Origin of the sequence: Amycolatopsis taiwanensis DSM 45107, from assembly GCF_000519205.1 — a bacterium.
In the GTDB taxonomy this organism is placed as follows: domain Bacteria; phylum Actinomycetota; class Actinomycetes; order Mycobacteriales; family Pseudonocardiaceae; genus Amycolatopsis_E; species Amycolatopsis_E taiwanensis.
This window is the reverse complement of sequence record NZ_JAFB01000022.1, coordinates 191,927-210,441: the sequence shown is the minus strand read 5'-3', so window position 1 is coordinate 210,441 and position 18,515 is coordinate 191,927. Positions and strand designations below refer to the sequence as shown.

The 18,515-nt window shown below is 67.6% G+C and carries 19 protein-coding genes and 1 pseudogene; 15 read left to right on the top strand and 5 right to left on the bottom strand.

Annotated elements, in window-relative coordinates:
- Positions 1-257 precede the first annotated feature (257 nt).
- The gene (locus A3CU_RS0117930) at positions 258-1,322 is read left to right on the top strand and encodes an IS110 family RNA-guided transposase (RefSeq protein WP_027943332.1); all 1,065 of its coding nucleotides are present in this window, start codon (positions 258-260) and stop codon (positions 1,320-1,322) included.
- Positions 1,318-1,497 (top strand): annotated as a pseudogene (locus A3CU_RS52470) (transposase); the annotation flags it as partial. The gene A3CU_RS0117930 and the pseudogene A3CU_RS52470, both read left to right, overlap by 5 nt.
- Positions 1,498-1,774: 277 nt before the next feature.
- On the opposite strand, the gene A3CU_RS0117925 reads toward A3CU_RS52470, so the two are convergent.
- The 5 genes from A3CU_RS0117925 to A3CU_RS0117905 all read right to left on the bottom strand — a co-directional run bounded on the left by A3CU_RS0117925 (position 1,775) and on the right by A3CU_RS0117905 (position 5,855).
- Positions 1,775-2,185, bottom strand: coding sequence for a RidA family protein (locus tag A3CU_RS0117925; protein ID WP_027943485.1), 411 nt, complete (start codon positions 2,183-2,185; stop codon positions 1,775-1,777).
- A 234-nt stretch (positions 2,186-2,419) separates the two neighbouring features.
- Positions 2,420-2,944, bottom strand: coding sequence for a pyridoxamine 5'-phosphate oxidase family protein (locus A3CU_RS0117920; protein WP_027943484.1), 525 nt, complete (start codon positions 2,942-2,944; stop codon positions 2,420-2,422).
- Between the two features lie 54 nt (positions 2,945-2,998).
- Positions 2,999-4,606, bottom strand: coding sequence for a phosphoenolpyruvate--protein phosphotransferase (gene ptsP / locus A3CU_RS0117915; protein ID WP_027943483.1), 1,608 nt, complete (start codon positions 4,604-4,606; stop codon positions 2,999-3,001).
- Positions 4,607-4,629: 23 nt separating this feature from the next.
- On the bottom strand, positions 4,630-5,589 hold the full coding sequence (locus A3CU_RS0117910) for a sugar-binding transcriptional regulator (protein ID WP_027943482.1): 960 nt from the start codon (positions 5,587-5,589) through the stop codon (positions 4,630-4,632).
- Positions 5,589-5,855, bottom strand: coding sequence for an HPr family phosphocarrier protein (locus A3CU_RS0117905; protein ID WP_027943481.1), 267 nt, complete (start codon positions 5,853-5,855; stop codon positions 5,589-5,591). Before A3CU_RS0117905 ends, A3CU_RS0117910 begins: the two co-directional genes overlap by 1 nt.
- A 129-nt stretch (positions 5,856-5,984) precedes the next feature.
- Between A3CU_RS0117905 and srlA the strand changes: the two genes are divergently transcribed.
- From srlA to A3CU_RS45260, 13 genes are all read left to right on the top strand, one after another.
- Complete coding sequence (srlA, locus tag A3CU_RS0117900) at positions 5,985-6,620, top strand: PTS glucitol/sorbitol transporter subunit IIC (protein ID WP_245617144.1); 636 nt, start codon at positions 5,985-5,987, stop codon at positions 6,618-6,620.
- On the top strand, positions 6,617-7,672 hold the full coding sequence (gene srlE, locus A3CU_RS0117895) for a PTS glucitol/sorbitol transporter subunit IIB (RefSeq protein ID WP_027943479.1): 1,056 nt from the start codon (positions 6,617-6,619) through the stop codon (positions 7,670-7,672). The genes srlA and srlE overlap by 4 nt, the downstream gene beginning before the upstream one ends.
- 92 nt (positions 7,673-7,764) lie before the next feature.
- Positions 7,765-8,136, top strand: coding sequence for a PTS glucitol/sorbitol transporter subunit IIA (locus A3CU_RS0117890; RefSeq protein ID WP_027943478.1), 372 nt, complete (start codon positions 7,765-7,767; stop codon positions 8,134-8,136).
- Entirely contained in the window at positions 8,133-8,522 is a 390-nt protein-coding gene (locus tag A3CU_RS0117885) for a transcriptional regulator GutM (RefSeq protein ID WP_027943477.1), read from the top strand. Before A3CU_RS0117890 ends, A3CU_RS0117885 begins: the two co-directional genes overlap by 4 nt.
- A gap of 236 nt (positions 8,523-8,758) precedes the next feature.
- Positions 8,759-10,063: an NAD(P)H-dependent oxidoreductase gene (locus tag A3CU_RS0117880; RefSeq protein ID WP_027943476.1), complete on the top strand. Its 1,305-nt coding sequence runs from the start codon at positions 8,759-8,761 to the stop codon at positions 10,061-10,063.
- 178 nt (positions 10,064-10,241) lie between these two features.
- The gene (locus tag A3CU_RS0117875) at positions 10,242-11,204 is read left to right on the top strand and encodes a thiamine pyrophosphate-dependent dehydrogenase E1 component subunit alpha (RefSeq protein ID WP_027943475.1); all 963 of its coding nucleotides are present in this window, start codon (positions 10,242-10,244) and stop codon (positions 11,202-11,204) included.
- Positions 11,201-12,205, top strand: a complete 1,005-nt coding sequence (locus tag A3CU_RS0117870) for an alpha-ketoacid dehydrogenase subunit beta (RefSeq protein ID WP_027943474.1) — start codon at positions 11,201-11,203, stop codon at positions 12,203-12,205. The genes A3CU_RS0117875 and A3CU_RS0117870 overlap by 4 nt, the downstream gene beginning before the upstream one ends.
- The gene (locus A3CU_RS0117865; protein WP_043841437.1) at positions 12,205-13,338 is read left to right on the top strand and encodes a dihydrolipoamide acetyltransferase family protein; all 1,134 of its coding nucleotides are present in this window, start codon (positions 12,205-12,207) and stop codon (positions 13,336-13,338) included. The genes A3CU_RS0117870 and A3CU_RS0117865 overlap by 1 nt, the downstream gene beginning before the upstream one ends.
- A gap of 8 nt (positions 13,339-13,346) precedes the next feature.
- Positions 13,347-14,084, top strand: coding sequence for an IspD/TarI family cytidylyltransferase (locus tag A3CU_RS0117860; protein ID WP_027943472.1), 738 nt, complete (start codon positions 13,347-13,349; stop codon positions 14,082-14,084).
- Between the two features lie 10 nt (positions 14,085-14,094).
- The gene (locus A3CU_RS0117855) at positions 14,095-14,442 is read left to right on the top strand and encodes a hypothetical protein (RefSeq protein WP_027943471.1); all 348 of its coding nucleotides are present in this window, start codon (positions 14,095-14,097) and stop codon (positions 14,440-14,442) included.
- Between the two features lie 123 nt (positions 14,443-14,565).
- Positions 14,566-16,407: an asparagine synthase (glutamine-hydrolyzing) gene (gene asnB / locus A3CU_RS0117850; RefSeq protein ID WP_027943470.1), complete on the top strand. Its 1,842-nt coding sequence runs from the start codon at positions 14,566-14,568 to the stop codon at positions 16,405-16,407.
- A 213-nt stretch (positions 16,408-16,620) separates the two neighbouring features.
- On the top strand, positions 16,621-16,806 hold the full coding sequence (locus tag A3CU_RS55655; RefSeq protein WP_425388260.1) for a winged helix-turn-helix domain-containing protein: 186 nt from the start codon (positions 16,621-16,623) through the stop codon (positions 16,804-16,806).
- A gap of 469 nt (positions 16,807-17,275) precedes the next feature.
- Positions 17,276-18,361, top strand: coding sequence for an HNH endonuclease signature motif containing protein (locus A3CU_RS45260; RefSeq protein ID WP_084143327.1), 1,086 nt, complete (start codon positions 17,276-17,278; stop codon positions 18,359-18,361).
- The last annotated feature ends 154 nt before the right edge of the window (positions 18,362-18,515 follow it).

The window sequence follows — 18,515 nt, the reverse complement described above, 5'->3', positions numbered from 1 at the left end:
CTAGTAGTGCAGAGTGAGCGGCACTGGATCTTCTTCGACGGGGGAAGAACCGGTGGGGTTGTTGGGTGACTCTGAGAACACGTGCCTCCAGGGGCCTTCCGTTGATCTGTCCACAGCAGCCCCAGGGTGAGCGTCCTGGCCCGGAGTGACTTGATAGAAGCCTGCTGAGCCGTCAACTCGCACTAGGTCTGTCCCCGGACCAGGGCGCTCGCGTCTGTCCCGTCATCAGCGAAAACAGACAACGAGGGCAAGCACTGATGGTGACAGTGGGTATCGATCCGCACAAGCACGTCCACGTCGCGGTGGCCGTCAACGCTGACGGCAAGCGTATCGGCAAGCCGCTGACCGTCAGCAACGACGTGTCCCTGATCGCGGTGCTTCTGAAGTGGATCAGGTCGATCGAGGACGGAGTCCCCGTGACCTGGGCCATTGAGGACGGCCGGGGTTTCGCCCGCCGCTTGGCCGACGGACTGCTGCTCGCCGGCCACGAAGTGGTCTGGGTTCCCACTCGCCTGGCCGCCGCACACCGCAAGCTGCACGCGGCCACCGGAGCAAAATCCGACCAGATCGACGCCACCGCGGTAGCCCATGCCGCCATCGCCAACCCCGGCTTGGACCGGCACCGCATCGACGAGCGCGTGCGCGAGCTGCGCGTCCTGGTCGACTACCGAACAGATCTCATCAAGCGTCGTACGATGGCGATCAACCAGCTCAAGGCCCAACTGCACGTCTGGCTCGACCACACGCCCGGCGACCTGGCCCGAGCCAGGAATCTGGAAGCGGTGACCGCGCTGGTGAACACCGCGTCGCTGCGGACGCACGTCCGTCAGGCGTTGATCGGCATGATCACCGAGATCGCCGAGATCAACAAACGAGTCCACGATCTCGATACCGCGATCAAGCAACTCGTGACCCCCTTGGCACCCGCGCTGCTGGAAGTCGTCGGGATCAGCCATAACTCGGCAGCGGTCTTGATCAGCGAGATTGGCGACATCACCCGGTTCGCCACCTCGGCCAAGCTAGCGCGCTACACCGGCTGCGCACCGATCCCCGTCTACTCTGCCGACAACGAACGCCACCGTCTGCACCGCGGCGGCAACCGGCGACTCAACAGCGTGCTCTACACCGCCGCGATCGTGCAGAAACGCCGGCACCCACCCGCGCAGGCGCTCCTGGCTCGCCACGAATCCGCCAAAGGCGCGCGGGGAGCCCGCCGCATCCTCCAACGCCACCTCATCGACGTGATCCACCGAGCTATGACCACAGATCGCACGGCCTGGCAACACCACGTCACTCACCACCAGCCCGCCAATTTGACATAGAAGCACCAACGGCCTCTTGCGTCAATACTTCCCCAAAGGGACGGACCTATCCGGCTACACCCAACAAGAACTCGACAAGGTCGCTGACGAGCTGAACAACCGTCCACGACAGACGCTCGACTGGCTCAAACCCACCGAAGCCTTCAACAACCTCTTGCTAGACTCGCCAACCTAACCTGGTGCACTCACCACTTGAATCCGCCATATTCACGTATGGGTGCGTTTCATGCGACTTCCAGGCTGACTTTTGGGCAGCAGCCAAGGTCTCCGCGCTGTCCGAACGCGTGGACTTCCCGATTGGCAGTTCGGATTATTGCAGCCCAGAAGACACTTTCTTGATAACCGCACCGAATCAGAGCCCACTTCGTCGATGCCGTCGGGTCAAGCTTGCCCAGATCACGAATTAGGAGCGCGTTCACCACGCAGTCCAATAAGGACACGATATGCGAAGGTCAGCCCGTGAGCGCGGCGGTGAGGTCGATTTCGACCAGCTGGCCGGGGAACCCGAGTTGCGCGACGCCCAGCAGCGTGCTCGCCGTCGTGAACGCCGGACCGATGGCCGAGCCCGTGAGCCGTTGCCACGTCTCGGCCAAGACCTTCTGGTCGTTGCTCACCACGTAGATCACCGACCGGACGACGTCGGTCGGCTCGGCGCCGGCGGCGGCGAGAGCGGCCAGCGCGTTCGACACGACCTGGTCGATCTGTGCGGTGAGATCTCCAGGACCGACCAGCCGGCCGGAGGCATCGAGCGGGCACTGCCCGGCCAGGTAGGCCGTCCGGCCGGATTCGACGATTGTGACGTGGTGATAACCCGGGGTCTCATGCAGCTGATCGGGGTTGATGCGAATGATCTCCGGTGCCATACCCCGAGCATGTCATCCAACCGCCGGTAGGGCACCGACACCCGCGCAGGTACTCGGCCGCCGGTACCACATGGATCCGGCGGATATCGTACCCGGGCCAGCGGCACCTTCACCTTCGCCGAGGCGAACAAACGGGAGCCCGGCAGGCAAGCCGGTGTTCGTCCTCGAACTTCGGTCATCCGGCTTGCCCGTCCTGCTCTACACCTGTTCAGGCAGGTAACGACGTCTCATGAGCTAGGGGCGCTCGGCGGTGAGCTTCGCGACGTCGGGTGCGAAGACGGTCATCCAGTGCGGGTGCAGCCGATAGAAAACCACGTCGTTGTCCCAGTCGAAGGCGTCGTCGCCGTAGAAATCCTTGAAGTACGCCAACAGGTCTGGCCAGTCCGCGGCCGGCTCGCCGTCCTCGGGATTGAGAATCTCGACCGTGCCGTGCGTGAACACACCCAGGTCTTCGCCGCGCATGTGCGCGACGCTGGCGGCCGGGCGGGCGGCGAGATGGCGCGCCTTGGCGGCGCTGCGCGCCGTGCCGAAATACCATTCACCGTGCAGGAAATGTCCGTCCGCACCGCTGATCCGCGGTTCGCCCTTCGCCGTCACGGTGGACAGGGCAAGCGTGCACATGCCGGTCAGGATCTCCGTGAGCTGCTTCGCGGTCAGCGTGCGTTCGGCGACGATCGAGCGAAGGTGGGTGGTAGAGCGGGAAAGGGACGCATCGAGCAAAGCCTGGAGCCGGTTGAGTTCTTCTGTCGTTTCGCGCATCAGACCACTGTAGCCAGACCCACCCGGAGCCTGGGCATCGGAGGCGACAGCGGGTTAAGGCCTGGGCCGGTCACCGGCCAGCGCCGCTTCCGCCGCCACCTTGCACTCGTCCATTGTGGACTCGGCCAGGCCGGCACCGACCGCCCTGATCGCGGCCGCGTTCATCGACAGGCTGGTCATGCCGAGACCGGCGAGCACACGGGCGAGCAAGGGATCGGCAGCGGCTTCGCCGCACACACCGGCGGGCTTGCCCGCGTCCGCGGCGGCGTCACCGACGAGGCGCAGCAAGCGCAACAAGGCGGGTTGCCAGGGGTCGTTGAGAGCGGCAACCGCGCCGAGCTGACGATCCGCGGCGAAGGTGTACTGGGCGAGGTCGTTCGTACCGACCGAGACGAAGTCCGTCACCGCAAGGATTTCCCGCGCGGCCAGCGCCGCCGCGGGGATCTCGATCATCACTCCGGCCCGGCGAATTCCGGCCGCACGGGCGCGATCGGCGAACCAGGCCGCCTCCGCCGCGGTTGCGACCATGGGCGCCATCACCGCCACGTCCGCTCCGGAGTCCTTGGCCGCCCCGGCGATGGCTTCGAGCTGCCGATCCAGGACATCTGGCCGGTCGAAGGCGATCCGCAGCCCCCGAACACCCAGCGCGGGGTTCGGTTCGGCCTCCTGCGCCAGGAAGGCCAGCGGCTTGTCGGCACCGGCGTCGAGCGTGCGCACGGTCACGGGTTTTCCGGAGAATGGCGCCAGAACAGCAGCGTAGGCGGCCCGCTGCTCGGCCACGGTGGGTTCGGCGGATGCGCCGAGATAGCAGAACTCGGTGCGAAAGAGCCCTACGCCCTCGGCGCCGGCATCCGCGGCCGCGCGTGCGTCGGCCACGGAACCGACGTTGCCGAGGACCTTGATCCGGTGCCCGTCCGAGGTCGTGCCCACCCCGTCCCAGTCCGCCGCGGTCCGGGCCGCGGCCCGGACCGGCGAGGCCGGGTCGGCGGGTTCGACGGTGCCCGTATCGCCGTCGACGAGCAGCGCGTCGGCGTCGAGCGCGAGCAACCCCCGTACCGCGACGACCGCAGGAATACCGAGTGCCCGCGCGAGGATGGCGGTGTGGCTGGTCGGGCCGCCCTGTTCGGTGACCAGGGCGAGCACCGTGGCCGGATCGAGTCCGGCGGTGTCCGCCGGGGCGAGATCACGCGCGACCAGCACGCTGGGCGCCGTCAGCTCCGGCACTCCGGGCGGTGCGACGCCGAGCAGCTCGGCCACGATGCGATCGCGGACGTCCTCGATGTCGCGCACCCGCTCGGCCAGGTAGCCGCCCGCGGCGGCGAGGCTGCGTGCGAAGCCCGCGGCGGAATCGTAGATCGCGCGCGGGGCCGGTAGCTCTTCGGCAACGACCAGCCGTTCGGCTTCGACGGCCAAGGCCGGGTCCGCGGCCATCGCGGCCGTGGTCAGGAGGATGTCCGCCGCCTCACCGTCGGCCTTCGCGGCCAGTTCTTCCAGCCGCGCGGCCACCGCCTGCGCGGCGGGCACGATGCGGGCCGCCTCCGCCTGGGGATCGGCCGGTTTCGGGCTGCGCGGCGGCTCACCGAGCGACTCGGCGATCCGGACCACCGGCCCGCTGGCACATCCCGGGCTGACGGCGACACCGGACAACCTCGTTTCCGCCACGTTCCACACCTTTCTGGTCGTACTCAGTCCGAATTGTTGTCCAAGTCCAGCAATGCTTCGGCCAGCGACTGGTCGCAGATCAGTACGTCGAGCACACCCGAGCGCAAGGCGCCCAACGTGCCTGGCGCCTTTTCCGTGCCGGAGGCCACCCCGGCGACGGTGGGAATGCCCGCGAGATCGCCGAGCGAGACGCTGAGCACGCGGTCGTCCACCGGTCCGGGCACGGCTTTGCCGGCCCGGTCAAAGAACCGTGCGCAGCAGTCACCGACCGGGCCGCCGAGCTGGAACCTGCTGAACTCGTCCGGTGACAGTTCCATGGCTTTCACCAGCGCCGCGGACGATCCAAGGCCGAAACTGCCGATGCCGACCACGGCGACGTGCACCCGGCGGGCGCGCTCCAAAGTGTCGCCAATGGACGGTTCGGCGAGCAGGATGTCCCGTCCGGCCTTGGAAGTCAGCAGGGCGGGCGCGTGCAGCCGCTGGAACCGCCCGCCCAGCCGGTCCGCGAGGTCGCGGACGAGTTCCTCGCCGGTGATCGCCGAGTCGACCGCGGACAGCCCGCCGACCAGGGGTAGCACCTCGACGTCGAGCGCGCTCTCTTCGGGGACGTGCCGCACGACCGCCTGCACGGTTTGCCCCCAGGAGACGCCCACCCGCTGTCCCGAGTGGAGGTTCTCCAGGAGCCAGCGTGCACCGAGCTCGCCCACGCGGGGAAGCGACCGCTCGCCGGCGGGGTTTTCCGCGACCAGGCAGCCCCGCAGCCCGAACCGGGCGGCGAGCCGGCCTTCCAGGTCGAGGTCCCGGCCGGCGGGATCGTTGATCCGGATCTGCACGATGCCGCGCTCCCGGGCCGCGGCCAGCATCCGGGACACGCTGGACCGGCTCACGCCGAGCCGGTCGGCGATCTGGTGCTGCGACCGCCCTTCCTCGTAGTAGAGCCGGGCGGCCTTGACGAGCAGCTGCTGCTCCCGAGGTGGCGGCATCAGTCGTCCGAAGTGGACACCAGGAGCTCGGACAGTTCCGCAAGGGCCGCGTCTGCGCCATCACCCTCGGCCCGCAGCACTACCTCCTCGCCATGCCCGATCGCCAGGCTCAGCACGGAAAGCATGCTGCGAGCGTCCACCGGGTCCGCACCCGGCCTGCCGATCGACACCTGCGCGCCGTGGCGGGCGGCAGCCTTGACGAACTGGCTGGCCGGCCGGGCGTGCAGGCCGACCGCGGACGCGATCTTGACTCTGATCTCGGCCATCTCGCTCCCTTGCTGTTGGGGGTTGTATGCCGCTGGATCGGCATGTTACACACACCACTGACAAACGTGAAGAACAATTGCACATTCGTGCAGATGTGTCCTGTCCTGGGGGGCCAGAAGGAGGAAAACATGGAAGCGCTTGCTGTAATGGCGCAGCAGGCGGACACCGGGTCCAGCTCCGGTCCCCTCGGTGTCCTGGAGTGGCTCGGCAGCCACTTCATTGGGCTGTTCACCGCCTCCGGTGAGCAGTTCGTAAGCCTCGTGACCGGCATTCTGCCGACGCTGGTCGTGCTGCTGACCGCAATGTACGCGCTCACCACGTTCATCGGTGAGCAGCGCGTGACCAGGGCGGTGCAGTGGTCGGCCCGGTGGTGGATCACGCGCTACACGATCATGCCGATCCTCGCCGTGCTGATGCTGACCAACCCGATGGCCTACTCGTTCGGCAGGTTCCTGCCCGAGCGGCACAAGCCGGCGTTCTACGACTCCGCGGTGTCGTTCGTGCACCCGGTGACCACTTTCTTCCCGTACGCCAACGCCGGTGAGCTGTTCGTGTGGCTCGGCGTGTCGAGCGGAGTGGCCCAGCTCGGGGTGTCCACGGTGCCCCTGGCCTTGCGGTACTTCCTGGTCGGCATCGTGGTGATCTTCATCAGGGGCGTGATCACCGAGCGGATCACCGCGTTCATGATCAAGCGAACCGGGCGGACCGAGGTGTTCGCCGACTTCGACCGGCAGTTCGAGGCAGCCAAGGCGGGTGCGAAATGACCGAGACCGACGTTTCCCGCGCGGTGTTCGTCCGCCCCGGCGAGGGCGGCTGGGGCAAGGGCCTGCTGCTGCGGTGCGATGGCAAGCGCGCCAAGGTGCTGTCGGTGACCGGCGGCGGCATCCACCCGGTCGCGGCCAGGATCGCCGAGCTGACCGGCGCCGAGGCGATCGACGGATTCCGGACCACGGTGCCCGACGACGAGGTGGTGGCCGCGGTCATCAACTGTGGCGGCACGGCGCGGATCGGGGTCTACCCGCGCAAGGGAATCCCGACGGTGGACGTCTACCCCGGCGCACCGGGCGGTCCGCTGGCCAAGTTCATCACCGAGGAGCTGTTCGTCTCGGCGGTCGGTGTGCAACAAGTCACAGAGTCCGAAAGCGACACTGCGAACGACGCTGAGACCGACACCACAGCCGGCACCGAGGCGCCGAAGGTGCCGCCGCGTGCCGAGCGCCCGTCGGCCCGGGAGGTGGCCGCGACGGTGACCGGCGGCCAGTCGACCGGGTTCGGGCGGATGTTCGACTCCGTGTCCGGGGTGTTCGTGAAGTTCGGCTCCGGTGTCGGCGCCTTCGTGAACACGATGCTCGCCGCCGGACGGCAGACCGTCGACCTGACCCTGAAAACGATCCTTCCGTTCATGGCCTACGTCAGCCTGCTGCTGGGCATCGTGAACTACACCGGGATCGCGCGGGGCATCGCCAACGTGCTCTCGCCCATCGCGAGCAACCCCCTGGGGTTGATCGTGATCTCACTGGTGGTGTCGTTGCCGTTCCTGTCCCCCATCCTCGGCCCGGGCGCGGCCATCGCGCAGGTGGTCGGCACGCTGATGGGTAGCCAGATCGCGATCGGGGCGCTGCCCGTGCAGTACGCGCTGCCGACGTTGTTCGCGATCAACGGCCAGGTCGGCTGTGACTTCATCCCGGTCGGTCTGGCGCTGGGTGAGGCGAAACCCGAGACGGTCGCCGTCGGCACTCCTGCCGTGCTGATCAGCCGGCTCATCACGGCACCGCTCGCGGTCATCATCGCGTGGGGTGCGAGTTTCGGACTGTAGTTTGATGGGACGAATAGCCGGATGTGCGTTACCAGGTCACGGTCCGTAGAAGCATTCGTCGATCGCGCGTTTTGAACAACACAGGGAGAACCATGGCTGTTTACTACGAGAGCACGATCCTGCGGGCCGGCGAGGAAGCACCGGACATGCTGGACGGTGGAGTCGTCATCCTGTACGCCGATCCCATCCCGGACGCCCTGGAAAGCGTGAGCGTGGTGCACTCGCCGGCGGGAGCACCCGAGCGGGAGGTCCGCGTCGGAGACGTGTTCCGCCTCGGCGAGGAGGAGGTCGAACTGATCGCCGTCGGCGACCGCGCCCACGAGAACCTGAAGACGCTTGGGCACATCGTGGTCTACGTCAATCCCGAGGAGGGCACGCAACTGTTGCCCGGCGCGGTCCACGGGCGGGGCACGGTGTCCCTGCCGTCGGCCGGGGCCAAGTTGTCACTGAGCGGGCAACCATGACCTGGCAGGTCATGGCGTTTTTGGTCGGCGGGTTCGTGGTGGCGGGATATCTCAGCTACCGACAGCACCAGCGGTACGCACGGGTGGTGAATCAGGTTGCTACGGAGGAAAACCGCAGCGGTGTGCTGCTGGTGACCGGGCGCGCCAAGGGAAAGTTCCGCGGCGCGGTGGTCCTGCTGGTGATCGACAGACGGCAGGATCTGGTCACCAGAGCGCTGGGCATGGAGGGCGCCTCGGTGTTCGCCGGCTTCCGGGAACGTCCCGAACTCACCGGCCCGGTCAAGACCGTCGCGGACCGGGCACCTTCGAAGGCCGTGGCGAAGGCCGTCGCCGACGCGCTCAAGATGGTGTCCCGCCTGACCGCGGGACAGCGATCGGCGGCCTGACCCGGACCGCCTGGGAAGCCGGCTTCCGCGGGTGCGGAAGCCGGCTGTCTTATTCAGAACGTGATCTCACGTTTCGAATATCTCCACTTTCCGCCGGCCGCGCACAAATGTGCACATGTATCGACGACTTGTGCGCCTGAAGAAGCACGTGATACCAAGTAGAGCACTACCGTGCAGATGGTACGCACAAGTGTGCAAATGGAGAGTTTTGGCATGAGCAGCGCGAAGGAGCGAGCATGAGTTACGTCGATCGGCTTCGGGCGCGTGAACGCGAACTGGGCCGCCCGGTACGCGTCGGACTGGTAGGCGCGGGCCAGATGGGGCTGGGTTTTGTGGTGCAGGCCGGCCGCATCGACGGCATGGAGGTCTCCGCCATCGCCGACATCGCGCCCGACCGCGGCGTCCGCGCATTCCAGCGCGCCGGCCGCGACGACGTGCTGACCGGCGGCGATGGCCTGGCGGCCGCCGTCGAGCAGGGCCGGCCGGTGGTGGTCGACGACGCGCTCGCGCTGACCCGCCTGCCGGTCGACGTGATCGTCGACGCCAGCGGCGTCCCCGAGGTCGGCGCCCAGGTCGCGTTCGCCGGACTGCTGGCCGGCAAGGACATCGCGATGCTCAACGTCGAGTGTGACGTCACGATCGGCCTGCTGCTGTCCACAATGGCCGCCGGACTCGGCCGGGTCTACACCGTGTGCCGCGGCGACGAACCCGTCGAGTGCAAGGCGCTGGTCGACTACGTGCGGGACATCGGCTTCACCGTGATCTGCGCGGGGAAGGGCAAGAACAACCCGCTCGACCCGTCGGCGACCCCGGCTTCGGTCGCCGAGCAGGCCGCGGCCAAGAAGATGAACCCGCACATGCTCGCGAGCTTCGTCGACGGCTCGAAGACGATGATCGAAATGGCCGCGCTCGCGAACGGTACCGATCTGAGGGTCAGCCGCCGCGGCATGACCGGGCCGTACTCCACAGTGGACGATCTGAGCAAGATCTTCCGGCCCGAGGCCGACGGCGGGCAGCTGCCGGCGGCGGGCGTGGTGGACTACTGCACCGGCCCGGTCGCTCCCGGCGTGTTCGTGATCGGGCACAGCGACGACCCCGTCGTGGTCGACGAGATGGCGTATCTCGGCATGGGGCCGGGCCCGTACTACACCTTTTACCGGCCGTACCACCTCGCCAGCGTCGAAGCTCCCCTGTCGGTCGCGGAGGCGGTGCTCGACCGCAAACCCAGCCTCGCCCCGGTGGCGTGGAACGCGGAAGTGATGGCGGCGGCGAAGCGGGACCTGAAGGCCGGCGAGCTGATCGACGGCATCGGGGGCGAAACCGTCTACGGCATCACGGATTCCGCCGAAGCGGCGCGAGCCGGCGACCACCTGCCCCTGGGCCTGGTCAGCGGCGGGCGCGTGCTGCGCGATGTGCCCGCCGGGACCGTTCTGACGTCCGCGGACGTGGCCATCGACGAAACCACCACCATCGCCTCCCTGCGGCGGCTCCAGGAGCGGCTGCTGCTCGGCGAATCCGTGCGCGAGGTGATCTCGGCATGACACCCCTTGTGGCAAGTCGCGGCAACCAAAGTATCCACAGAGCGCGGCTTCTTGGTCCGCTATCGGGGCGGCAGGGCGCCCATCTGAACTGCGTTACCCGGGTTCCTAACGAGCGCCCTGTCGACGCGATCGCGGTGGCGCGCAAACTCGCGGAGAAGAGGGCATGACGGGAGCAGCAATGGATTTGGTCTCAACCCCCGCGCTGGCCAGGGAAACCCTGCTCACGATGTGGACCATCCGGCGGTTCGAGGAGGCCGTGGACGACCTGTTCGCGCGCGGCCTCATGCACGGGACCATGCACCTGTCCATCGGGCAGGAGGCCGTGCCGGTCGGTACCTGCCTCGCGCTGGAAGAGGGCGACTACATCACCTCCACCCACCGTGGTCACGGTCATTGCATCGCCAAGGGCGCCCGGCTCGACGACATGATGGCCGAGTTGCTCGCCAAGGAAACCGGCTACTGCCGGGGGCGCGGCGGCTCCATGCACATCGCGGATGTGGCCACCGGCAACCTGGGCGCGAACGGCATCGTCGCCGGCGGCGTGCCGATCGCCGCGGGCGCCGGGCTGGCGGTGAAGATGCGCGGCGGCCGGCAGGTCGTGGTGAGCTTCTTCGGCGACGGCGCGGTCAACGAGGGCGCGTGGCACGAGGGCGTGAACCTGGCGGCGATCTGGGACCTCCCCGTGGTGTTCGTGTGCGAGAACAACCACTACGGCATGTCGATGTCGGTGAACCGGGCGTTCCGGGTCAAGAACCTGTCCGAACGAGCCGCCGCGTACGGGATCCCCGGAGTCACGGTGGACGGCAACGATCCGCAGGCGGTTCACGACGTGGTCACGGACGCGGTCGCGCGGGCCCGCGCCGGAGAGGGGCCCACGCTCATCGAAGCGACGACCTACCGGTGGAAGGGTCACTCCAAGAGCGACAAGAACCTCTACCGCACGCGCGAGGAAATCGACGAGTGGCGCGAACGCGACCCCATCGCGCGGTTCGAGTCGCGCGTTCAGGCCACGCTGGGCGAACAGGAAGTCCAGGCGTGCCGTGATGAAGCCCGGGACAAGGTCCGTGCGGCCGTCCGGGCCGCGAATGCCGCTCCGGACGCATCGGCCGACTCCGTGACCGAAGGGGTGTACGCGAAATGACCGCGGTACTTTCCGAAACCCGCACACTCACCTATGCCGAAGCGGTGCGCGAAGCGCTCGGGCAGGCGATGGAAGCCGACGACCGGGTGTTCCTGCTCGGCGAGGACGTAGGCGTCTATGGCGGCGCTTTCGGTGTCACGGGTGACCTCGTGCACCGCTTCGGCGAAGAGCGGATCCGGGACACTCCGATCAGCGAGCTGGGCATCGTGGGCGCCGCGGTGGGGGCCGCGCTCGCGGGCATGCGGCCGGTGGTGGAGATCCAGTTCTCCGACTTCACCGCGCAGGCCATGGACCAGATCGTGAACCAGGCCGCCAAGATCCACTTCATGCTGGGCGGCGCGGCCACGGTTCCGATGGTGCTGCGGGCGCCCAGTGGTTCCGGCACCGGCGCGGCCGCACAGCATTCGCAGAGCCTGGAAGCCTGGTTCGCGCACGTGCCCGGGTTGAAGGTGGTCATGCCGGCGACACCGGCCGACGCGAAGGCGCTGCTGCTGGCGGCCATAGACGATCCCAACCCGGTGATCGTCCTGGAGCACAAGCTGCTCTACAAGCAGAGCGGCCCGGTGCCCGAGGACGCCACGCCGGCGCGGCTGGGCGAAGCGGCCGTGCGCCGCACCGGAACCGACGTGACGATCGTGGCCACCGGCGTGATGGTGTCGCGGTCGCTCGAGGCGGCGGACCGGCTTGCACAGCTTGGCATCCAGGCGAGTGTGGTCGACCCGCGGACGCTCAAGCCGCTCGACTCGAAGACCATTGTGGACAGTGTCATCGGTACCGGGCGGGCGCTGCTGGTGCAGGAAGCGCCCAAGACGGCGGGGTTCATGGCCGAGATCGCCGCGACGATCGGCGAATCCACCGCGTTCGGGTACCTGCGGGCCCCGATCGCCAGGCTCTGCGGACTCGACGTGCCGATTCCGTATGCGCCGCAGCTGGAACGCGCCGTGGTCCCGCAGGTCGACGACATCGTGCGCGAGGCGGAAGAGCTGGTGCGGAAGTGGTGATGAAACAAACCCCGCTGGTCATGCCGAAGATGTCCATGACGATGACCGAAGGCGTCATGGTCACCTGGCACAAGGCCGAGGGGGACGAGATCCGCGCGGGCGACGTGGTCTGCGAGGTCACCACGGACAAGGTCGACATGGAGGTCGAGGCGACGGTCGAGGGCACCCTCGCCCGGATCGTGGCCCAGCCCGAGGACGTCGTCGCGGTCGGCGAGCCCATCGCTTATGTCGCCACGACCAGCGACGACCTGCTGGAAGGTCTCTTCGATCCGGTGGAACCGCCCATCGACGAAGCCGCCGTGGCCGCGACGCCGGTTCCGGCGGAACCCGAGCCCGTGCCCGCGGCACGTCCCGCGGTCATCGCCGCGGTGCCGGCTGCCCGGCGGGTCGCCGCCGAGCGCGGGATCGACCTCGCCACGGTCACCCCGACCGGGCCCGCGGGCACCATCCGCCTGTCCGATCTCGGCCCCACCGAGACCAGACCGGCGATCAAGCCGGAGAACAAACCCGAGGCCAAGCCGGCGCTCAAGCCGCGCCGCGGCCCGCGGGCGGTCATCGCCCGCCGGATGTCGCCCAGCGCCGACGTCCCCCAGTTCGTGGTCTACCGCGACCTCGACCTGGTTCCCTCCTCGCAGAGTTGGACCGCGGTATTCGTGCGGGCCTTCGCCCAGGCGCTACGGCGGCACCCCGAGCTCAACGGCGAATGGGCGGACGGACAGCTGCGGCAGCACGAACACATCGGTGTCGCACTCGCCGTCGACACCGAGCGAGGTCTGCTCGCTCCAGTGCTGAAGGACCCGGACCTCGACGACCTGGGCACGCTCGGCGAACGGATAGCCGATGTCGTCCGCCGGGCGCGCGCGGGCAAGCTGACCCTCGCCGAGATGTCGGGGGGCACGACGACCGTGTCGAACCTGGGCATGTTCGGCGTCGACGCGTTCCAGGCGCTGCTCAGCCCGCCGCAGGCGACCGCGTTGTCGCTCGGCGCAGTCGGCCACAAGGTGGTCCCGGTGCCCGGCGGCATCGGCGTCGCCCTGCGGTGCACGGCCGGCCTGACCGTCGATCATCGCGTCGGCGACGGCGCCGACGCTGCCCGGCTGCTCGCAACTCTGCAGCAGATCCTCTCCGTATGATCTGAGGTATGGCGGAACGATCGAAGGCAGCGCACTCGCACGCGGCCGCGGTCGTGCTGGCCAGCGGGTCCGGTACCCGCGTCGGTGCGGACGTCAACAAGGTCTACCTGCCACTGGCCGGGCGGCGGCTGGTGTCCTGGTCCCTGGGCGCCTTCGCCCGGGTACCGGGCATCGGCGCGCTGGTGCTGGTCGCGCGGCCGCAGGACCACAGGCTCGTCGAGTGGGTACTGGATCGCGAGGTCGACAGTGCCGAGGTGGAGGTCGTCTACGGCGGCCGCACCCGGCAGGAGTCCGAACTCCAGGCCCTGCGGCACCTCGCGGAGCGCATCGACCGTGGCACGGTGGACACCGTGCTCCTGCACGATGGCGCCCGGCCGCTGGTCAGCCCCGAGCTGATCGCCGGAGTGCTGCGGGCGGCGCGACAGCACGGCGGCGCGGTCCCCGGGCTGCCGGCGGAGGACATCATGGCGACCGCGGGCGACGCCGAGTCGCTGGCCGGTCCCCTGCCGTGCCCGGCAATCCGGGCCCAGACGCCCCAGGCGTTTCGCGCCGGCCCGCTCCTCGCCGCCTACGAGGAAGCCGCGCGCCAAGGTTTCGACGGCACCGACACATCCTCGGTGATGGAACGGTTTTCCCCGGTTCCGACGCACTGGGTCGCGGGCGAGCAGGAGAACTTCAAAGTCACCTACGCACAGGATCTGATGGTCGCCGAACAGATACTGGCGTCGGTGAACTATCAGAGGTGAGGCAAGGATCATGAGCGCGGTCGAGCATGCGGACCTGACCTGTTCCCGCTGCGGCAAGGAAACGCGGCACGAGCTGGCCTACGCCGGCCGCCTGCTGGCGGCCATCACCTGCACCGAGTGCGGCAAGGTGATCGAGCGTGACCTGCGCGCCCGGTACCTGACCGATCTCCGCCAGCGGCTGGCCACCAAACCCAAGCGGATGCTGCGCCGCTTCCGCAAGGACCCGCTGCGGTTCGCGAGCTCCCTGCCCAAGACCGTGCCGGCCAAGCCATGGGAGCTGCTTTCCGAGATCAGGCTGGTGTGGCGCACCGCACGGGCCCACCGCGGCGACCGGACCACCGCCCGCCGAAGGCCCTGAACCCGAGTCGACGACACCGAGTAGTACCTCCACCGCGATTCGTGACGCAGATTCCCGCCACGCGGGCGTACCATGGGTTACATAGGTACCGAATGCAAATAATCTTCGCGAGGAGGTAGCAACGTGTGTGGCATCGCTGGCTGGGTCGCATTCGATCGCGACCTGCGAACCGAACAGGCCACCGTTGACGCGATGACGGAAACCATGGCCTGCCGCGGCCCGGACGACCGGGGCACCTGGGTCGACACCCACGCGGCGCTGGGTCACCGGCGGCTGGCCATCATCGACCTGCCCGGCGGCCGGCAGCCGATGAGCGTGACGACCCCCGAGGGCACGGTCGTGATGGTGTACTCGGGCGAGGCCTACAACTTCACAGAGCTTCGCGCCGAACTCACCACGCGCGGGCACCGGCTGCGCACGGACTCGGACACCGAGGTCGTGCTGCACGCCTACCTGGAATGGGGCGCGGCGGCCGCTGAGCGGCTCAACGGCATGTACGCCTTCGCCATCTGGGACGGCCGCGAGCAGAAGCTGGTGATGATCCGCGACCGGATGGGCATCAAGCCCTTCTACTACTACCCCACTCGTGATGGCGTGCTGTTCGGTTCGGAGCCGAAGGCGATCCTGGCGAACCCCCTCGCCGAGCGCACGGTCACCCTCGACGGCATCCGTGAACTGTTCGCGTTCATCAAGACGCCCGGCCATGCGATCTGGGAAGGCATGCGCGAGGTCGTGCCGGGCACGGTGGTCACGGTGGATGCCAACGGCCTTCACGAGCACGTGTACTGGAGCCTGGAAACCCGGGAACACCCCGACGACAAGGAGACCTCGGTGGCCCACGTCCGGGAGCTGCTGGACGACATCATCCGCCGCCAGCTCGTCTCCGACGTGCCACGCTGCACCCTGCTCTCCGGCGGACTCGACTCGTCCGCGATGACCGCGATCGCCGCCCGGCAACTCGCCGAGGAGGGCAAGACCGTCCGCAGCTTCGCGGTGGACTTCGTCGGCCAGACCGAGAACTTCGTCGCCGACGAACTGCGTGCCACCCCGGACACCCCGTACGTGCACGATGTCGCCGAGCGGTCGAAGACCGAGCACCAGGACATCGTGCTCGACTCCGACCAGCTCGCCGACCCGCAGGCGCGGTCGAAGGTGATCCGCGCGCGGGATCTCCCGATGGGGCTCGGCGACATGGACACCTCGCTGTACCTGCTGTTCAAAGCGATCAGGGGACACTCCACCGTCGCGCTCTCCGGAGAATCCGCGGACGAGGTGTTCGGCGGTTACAAGCATTTCTTCGACCCGGAGGCACGTAAGGGCACCACGTTCCCCTGGCTGGTTCAGTTCCAGAACCGTTTCGGCGACGACAACACCATCCTGAACAAGTCGCTGCTGCATGCCCTGGACCTGCCCCGCTATGTGCAAGACAGCTACCGGACCGCGGTCGGCGAGGTGCGCCGCCTCGACGGCGAGAGCGAGTTCGAGTGGCAGATGCGCAAGATCAGTTACCTGCATCTGACCCGGTTCGTGCGGATCCTGCTGGACCGCAAGGACCGCGCCTCCATGGCGGTCGGTCTCGAGGTCCGGGTTCCCTTCTGCGACCACCGGCTCGTGGAGTACGTCTACAACACTCCCTGGGCGCTCAAGACCTACGACGGCCGGGAAAAGTCGCTGCTGCGTGGCGCCTCGGCCGATGTGCTGCCACAGTCGGTCATCGACCGGGTGAAGTCCCCGTATCCGTCCACTCAGGACCCCAAGTACGCGGTCGCACTGCGACAGCACGGCAAGGACCTGCTCGCCAACCCGGCCCACCAGGTCTTCGACCTGGTCGACTCCGACCGGCTCAGGCGCATAGTGGAGACCGACACCCCGCAGATCACCCAAGCCTCGCGGCATGGACTCGAACGCGTACTCGACCTCTCGCTGTGGATCGACATGTACTCGCCGACGATCAAGGTGTCCTAACAGAACGTGCTGGTGGTGTGCCGCAGGACGCCTGTGGCACACCACTGTAAAAGCGGGTTCCCGTTACTGTTCGCCGGCGAAGTCGAAGCCGACCTTGGTGGCGCCTTCGAAGTAGGCGGACAAGACGTGGGGCTGATCGGCGAAGCGGAAGGAGATGACACCGCGGGCGTAGCCAAGTCGCGTGGAGGTGTTGGTTTCCGCACGGGGTCATACATGCGGTGCGCAGCGGTCTGCACGGTACGGTTGTTTCGTTCCAGTGTCCAGAATTCGCGAATCTCCTGCGATGTGACTTCACTGACCGTCCACCCCTCTGGCGGGTCGGTACGTGAGATCGCCGAGGCAGTCGGGATATCACAGGACAACGTCTCCGCATACGTTCGCCGGTTGACGGATCCCTAACTGGTCCCCGCACGGCTCGTTGCGTGCTGGTGTCAGATTAAGCGCAGGTCGATGCCGTACGCCGACGGCGACTTCGGTTCATGGCAAGAACCCGCTTGCCAGCCCGGACCACCAGGTCTTCGACCTGATCGACTCCGACCGGCTCAGGCGCATCGTGGAGACCGACACCCCGCAGATCAGGCCGGATTTTGTGGCACCCGCGGGTCTTCCGAGCTGCTCTGCGTCGGGTCTTTATGTTATGTTCGATGGACTGTCGCTCGTCTGATCGATAGAATAGATGTATTCCGTTCACGAGCGAAGGATCCCCTATGCATGAGTTGTTTTCGCTGCGCGGCGACGATATCGCCCGCATGGCCGACGAAGCGGTGGTTGAGACCATGGGCGTGGCACGAGAAGCGATCTGCCGTGCCCAAGCCATCCAGGTCCACACAGTTGCCCGATTAGCAAGATTCGTGGCCATACCAGGTGGGTGGCTGACGAAGTTGCGCTCGAGCTCTGTCTCAGCAAGCAAGCCGCTGACGGTTTGGTCTCTACGGTAGAAGCACTGATCACTCGACTGCCGAAGTTGTTGGCGGCTATGGAGAACGGCGAGATCGACCTGCGCACGGCGAACAAGGTGTGTGAGGTGACCGCAACCCTGTCAGACGAGCAGGCCCGTGAGGTCGATAAGCGGATCGCCAGACGCTTGGCAGGCAAAGACCCCGAGAAGGTGCGGAGGATGGCGCGCGATGCCGTGTGCGCCATCGATCCCGACGGATACGCTGAGCGAGCGAAGAAACGGCGGAAAGACCGCCGGCTCGAACTGATCCATGCCGACGAAGGAATGGCCTCCCTGTGGGCCTACCTCCCCGCCGAGATCGCCGGCGCGATCTACGCGCGAGTGGATGGCATCGCCCGCAAGTTGAAGACCAAGGAAGAGGACCGCACGCTTGACCAATTGCGTGTGGATGTCCTCGCCGATCTGGCACTGGGTAAACATGAAGGCCTGCCTGGGGCGTTGGCGCAGATATATGTGCACGTGCCCATCGACGCGGCACTGGGCATCACCAACACCGGCTGCGTGCTCGAAGGACACGGCCCCATCCCGGGAGAGACCGCTCGGGAGATCATGGCAAACCCCAGCAGCGTGTGGCGCAAAGTCACCTGCGACCCCGTCTCCGGCGCCGTCCTCGACGTCGGACGCACCCGCTACCGGCCACCCGCCGCCCTCGACGAATTCGTCCGCGTCCGCGACCGCACCTGCCGCGCACCCGGCTGCCGCCGACCCGCACAACGCTCCGATGTGGACCACCACCGCGACTTCCGGCGCGGCAAAAACGGCCACACCGCCAAACAGAATCTCACCTGCTTATGTCGTCGGCATCATCGATTGAAGGACGTTGATGGGTGGACCTTCAACCTCAACGAGACGACAGGCGAGCTGACCGTGACGCCCCCGGCCGGGCGCGCCCACACCACCCGGCCGGAACCGATCTTGAAACCGGCGGTCGAAAAATCCAACGGGTCCATAAAGGACGATCAACAACAAGGAGGCGCCCAGGAGCCGCCTTACTGACACCCCAGCCGTCTCGCGGCCGGGCCGAGCGGCGCGGCGATGAAGGTGGCCGCGGCCTAAATCAGGCGTATTCGCTGATGCCGTGCAGGCGTGCGTGCAGGGCGTGGACCTCGTCGGCCAGGCTGGGCTCGGGCCCGGCCACCAGCACGCCGGG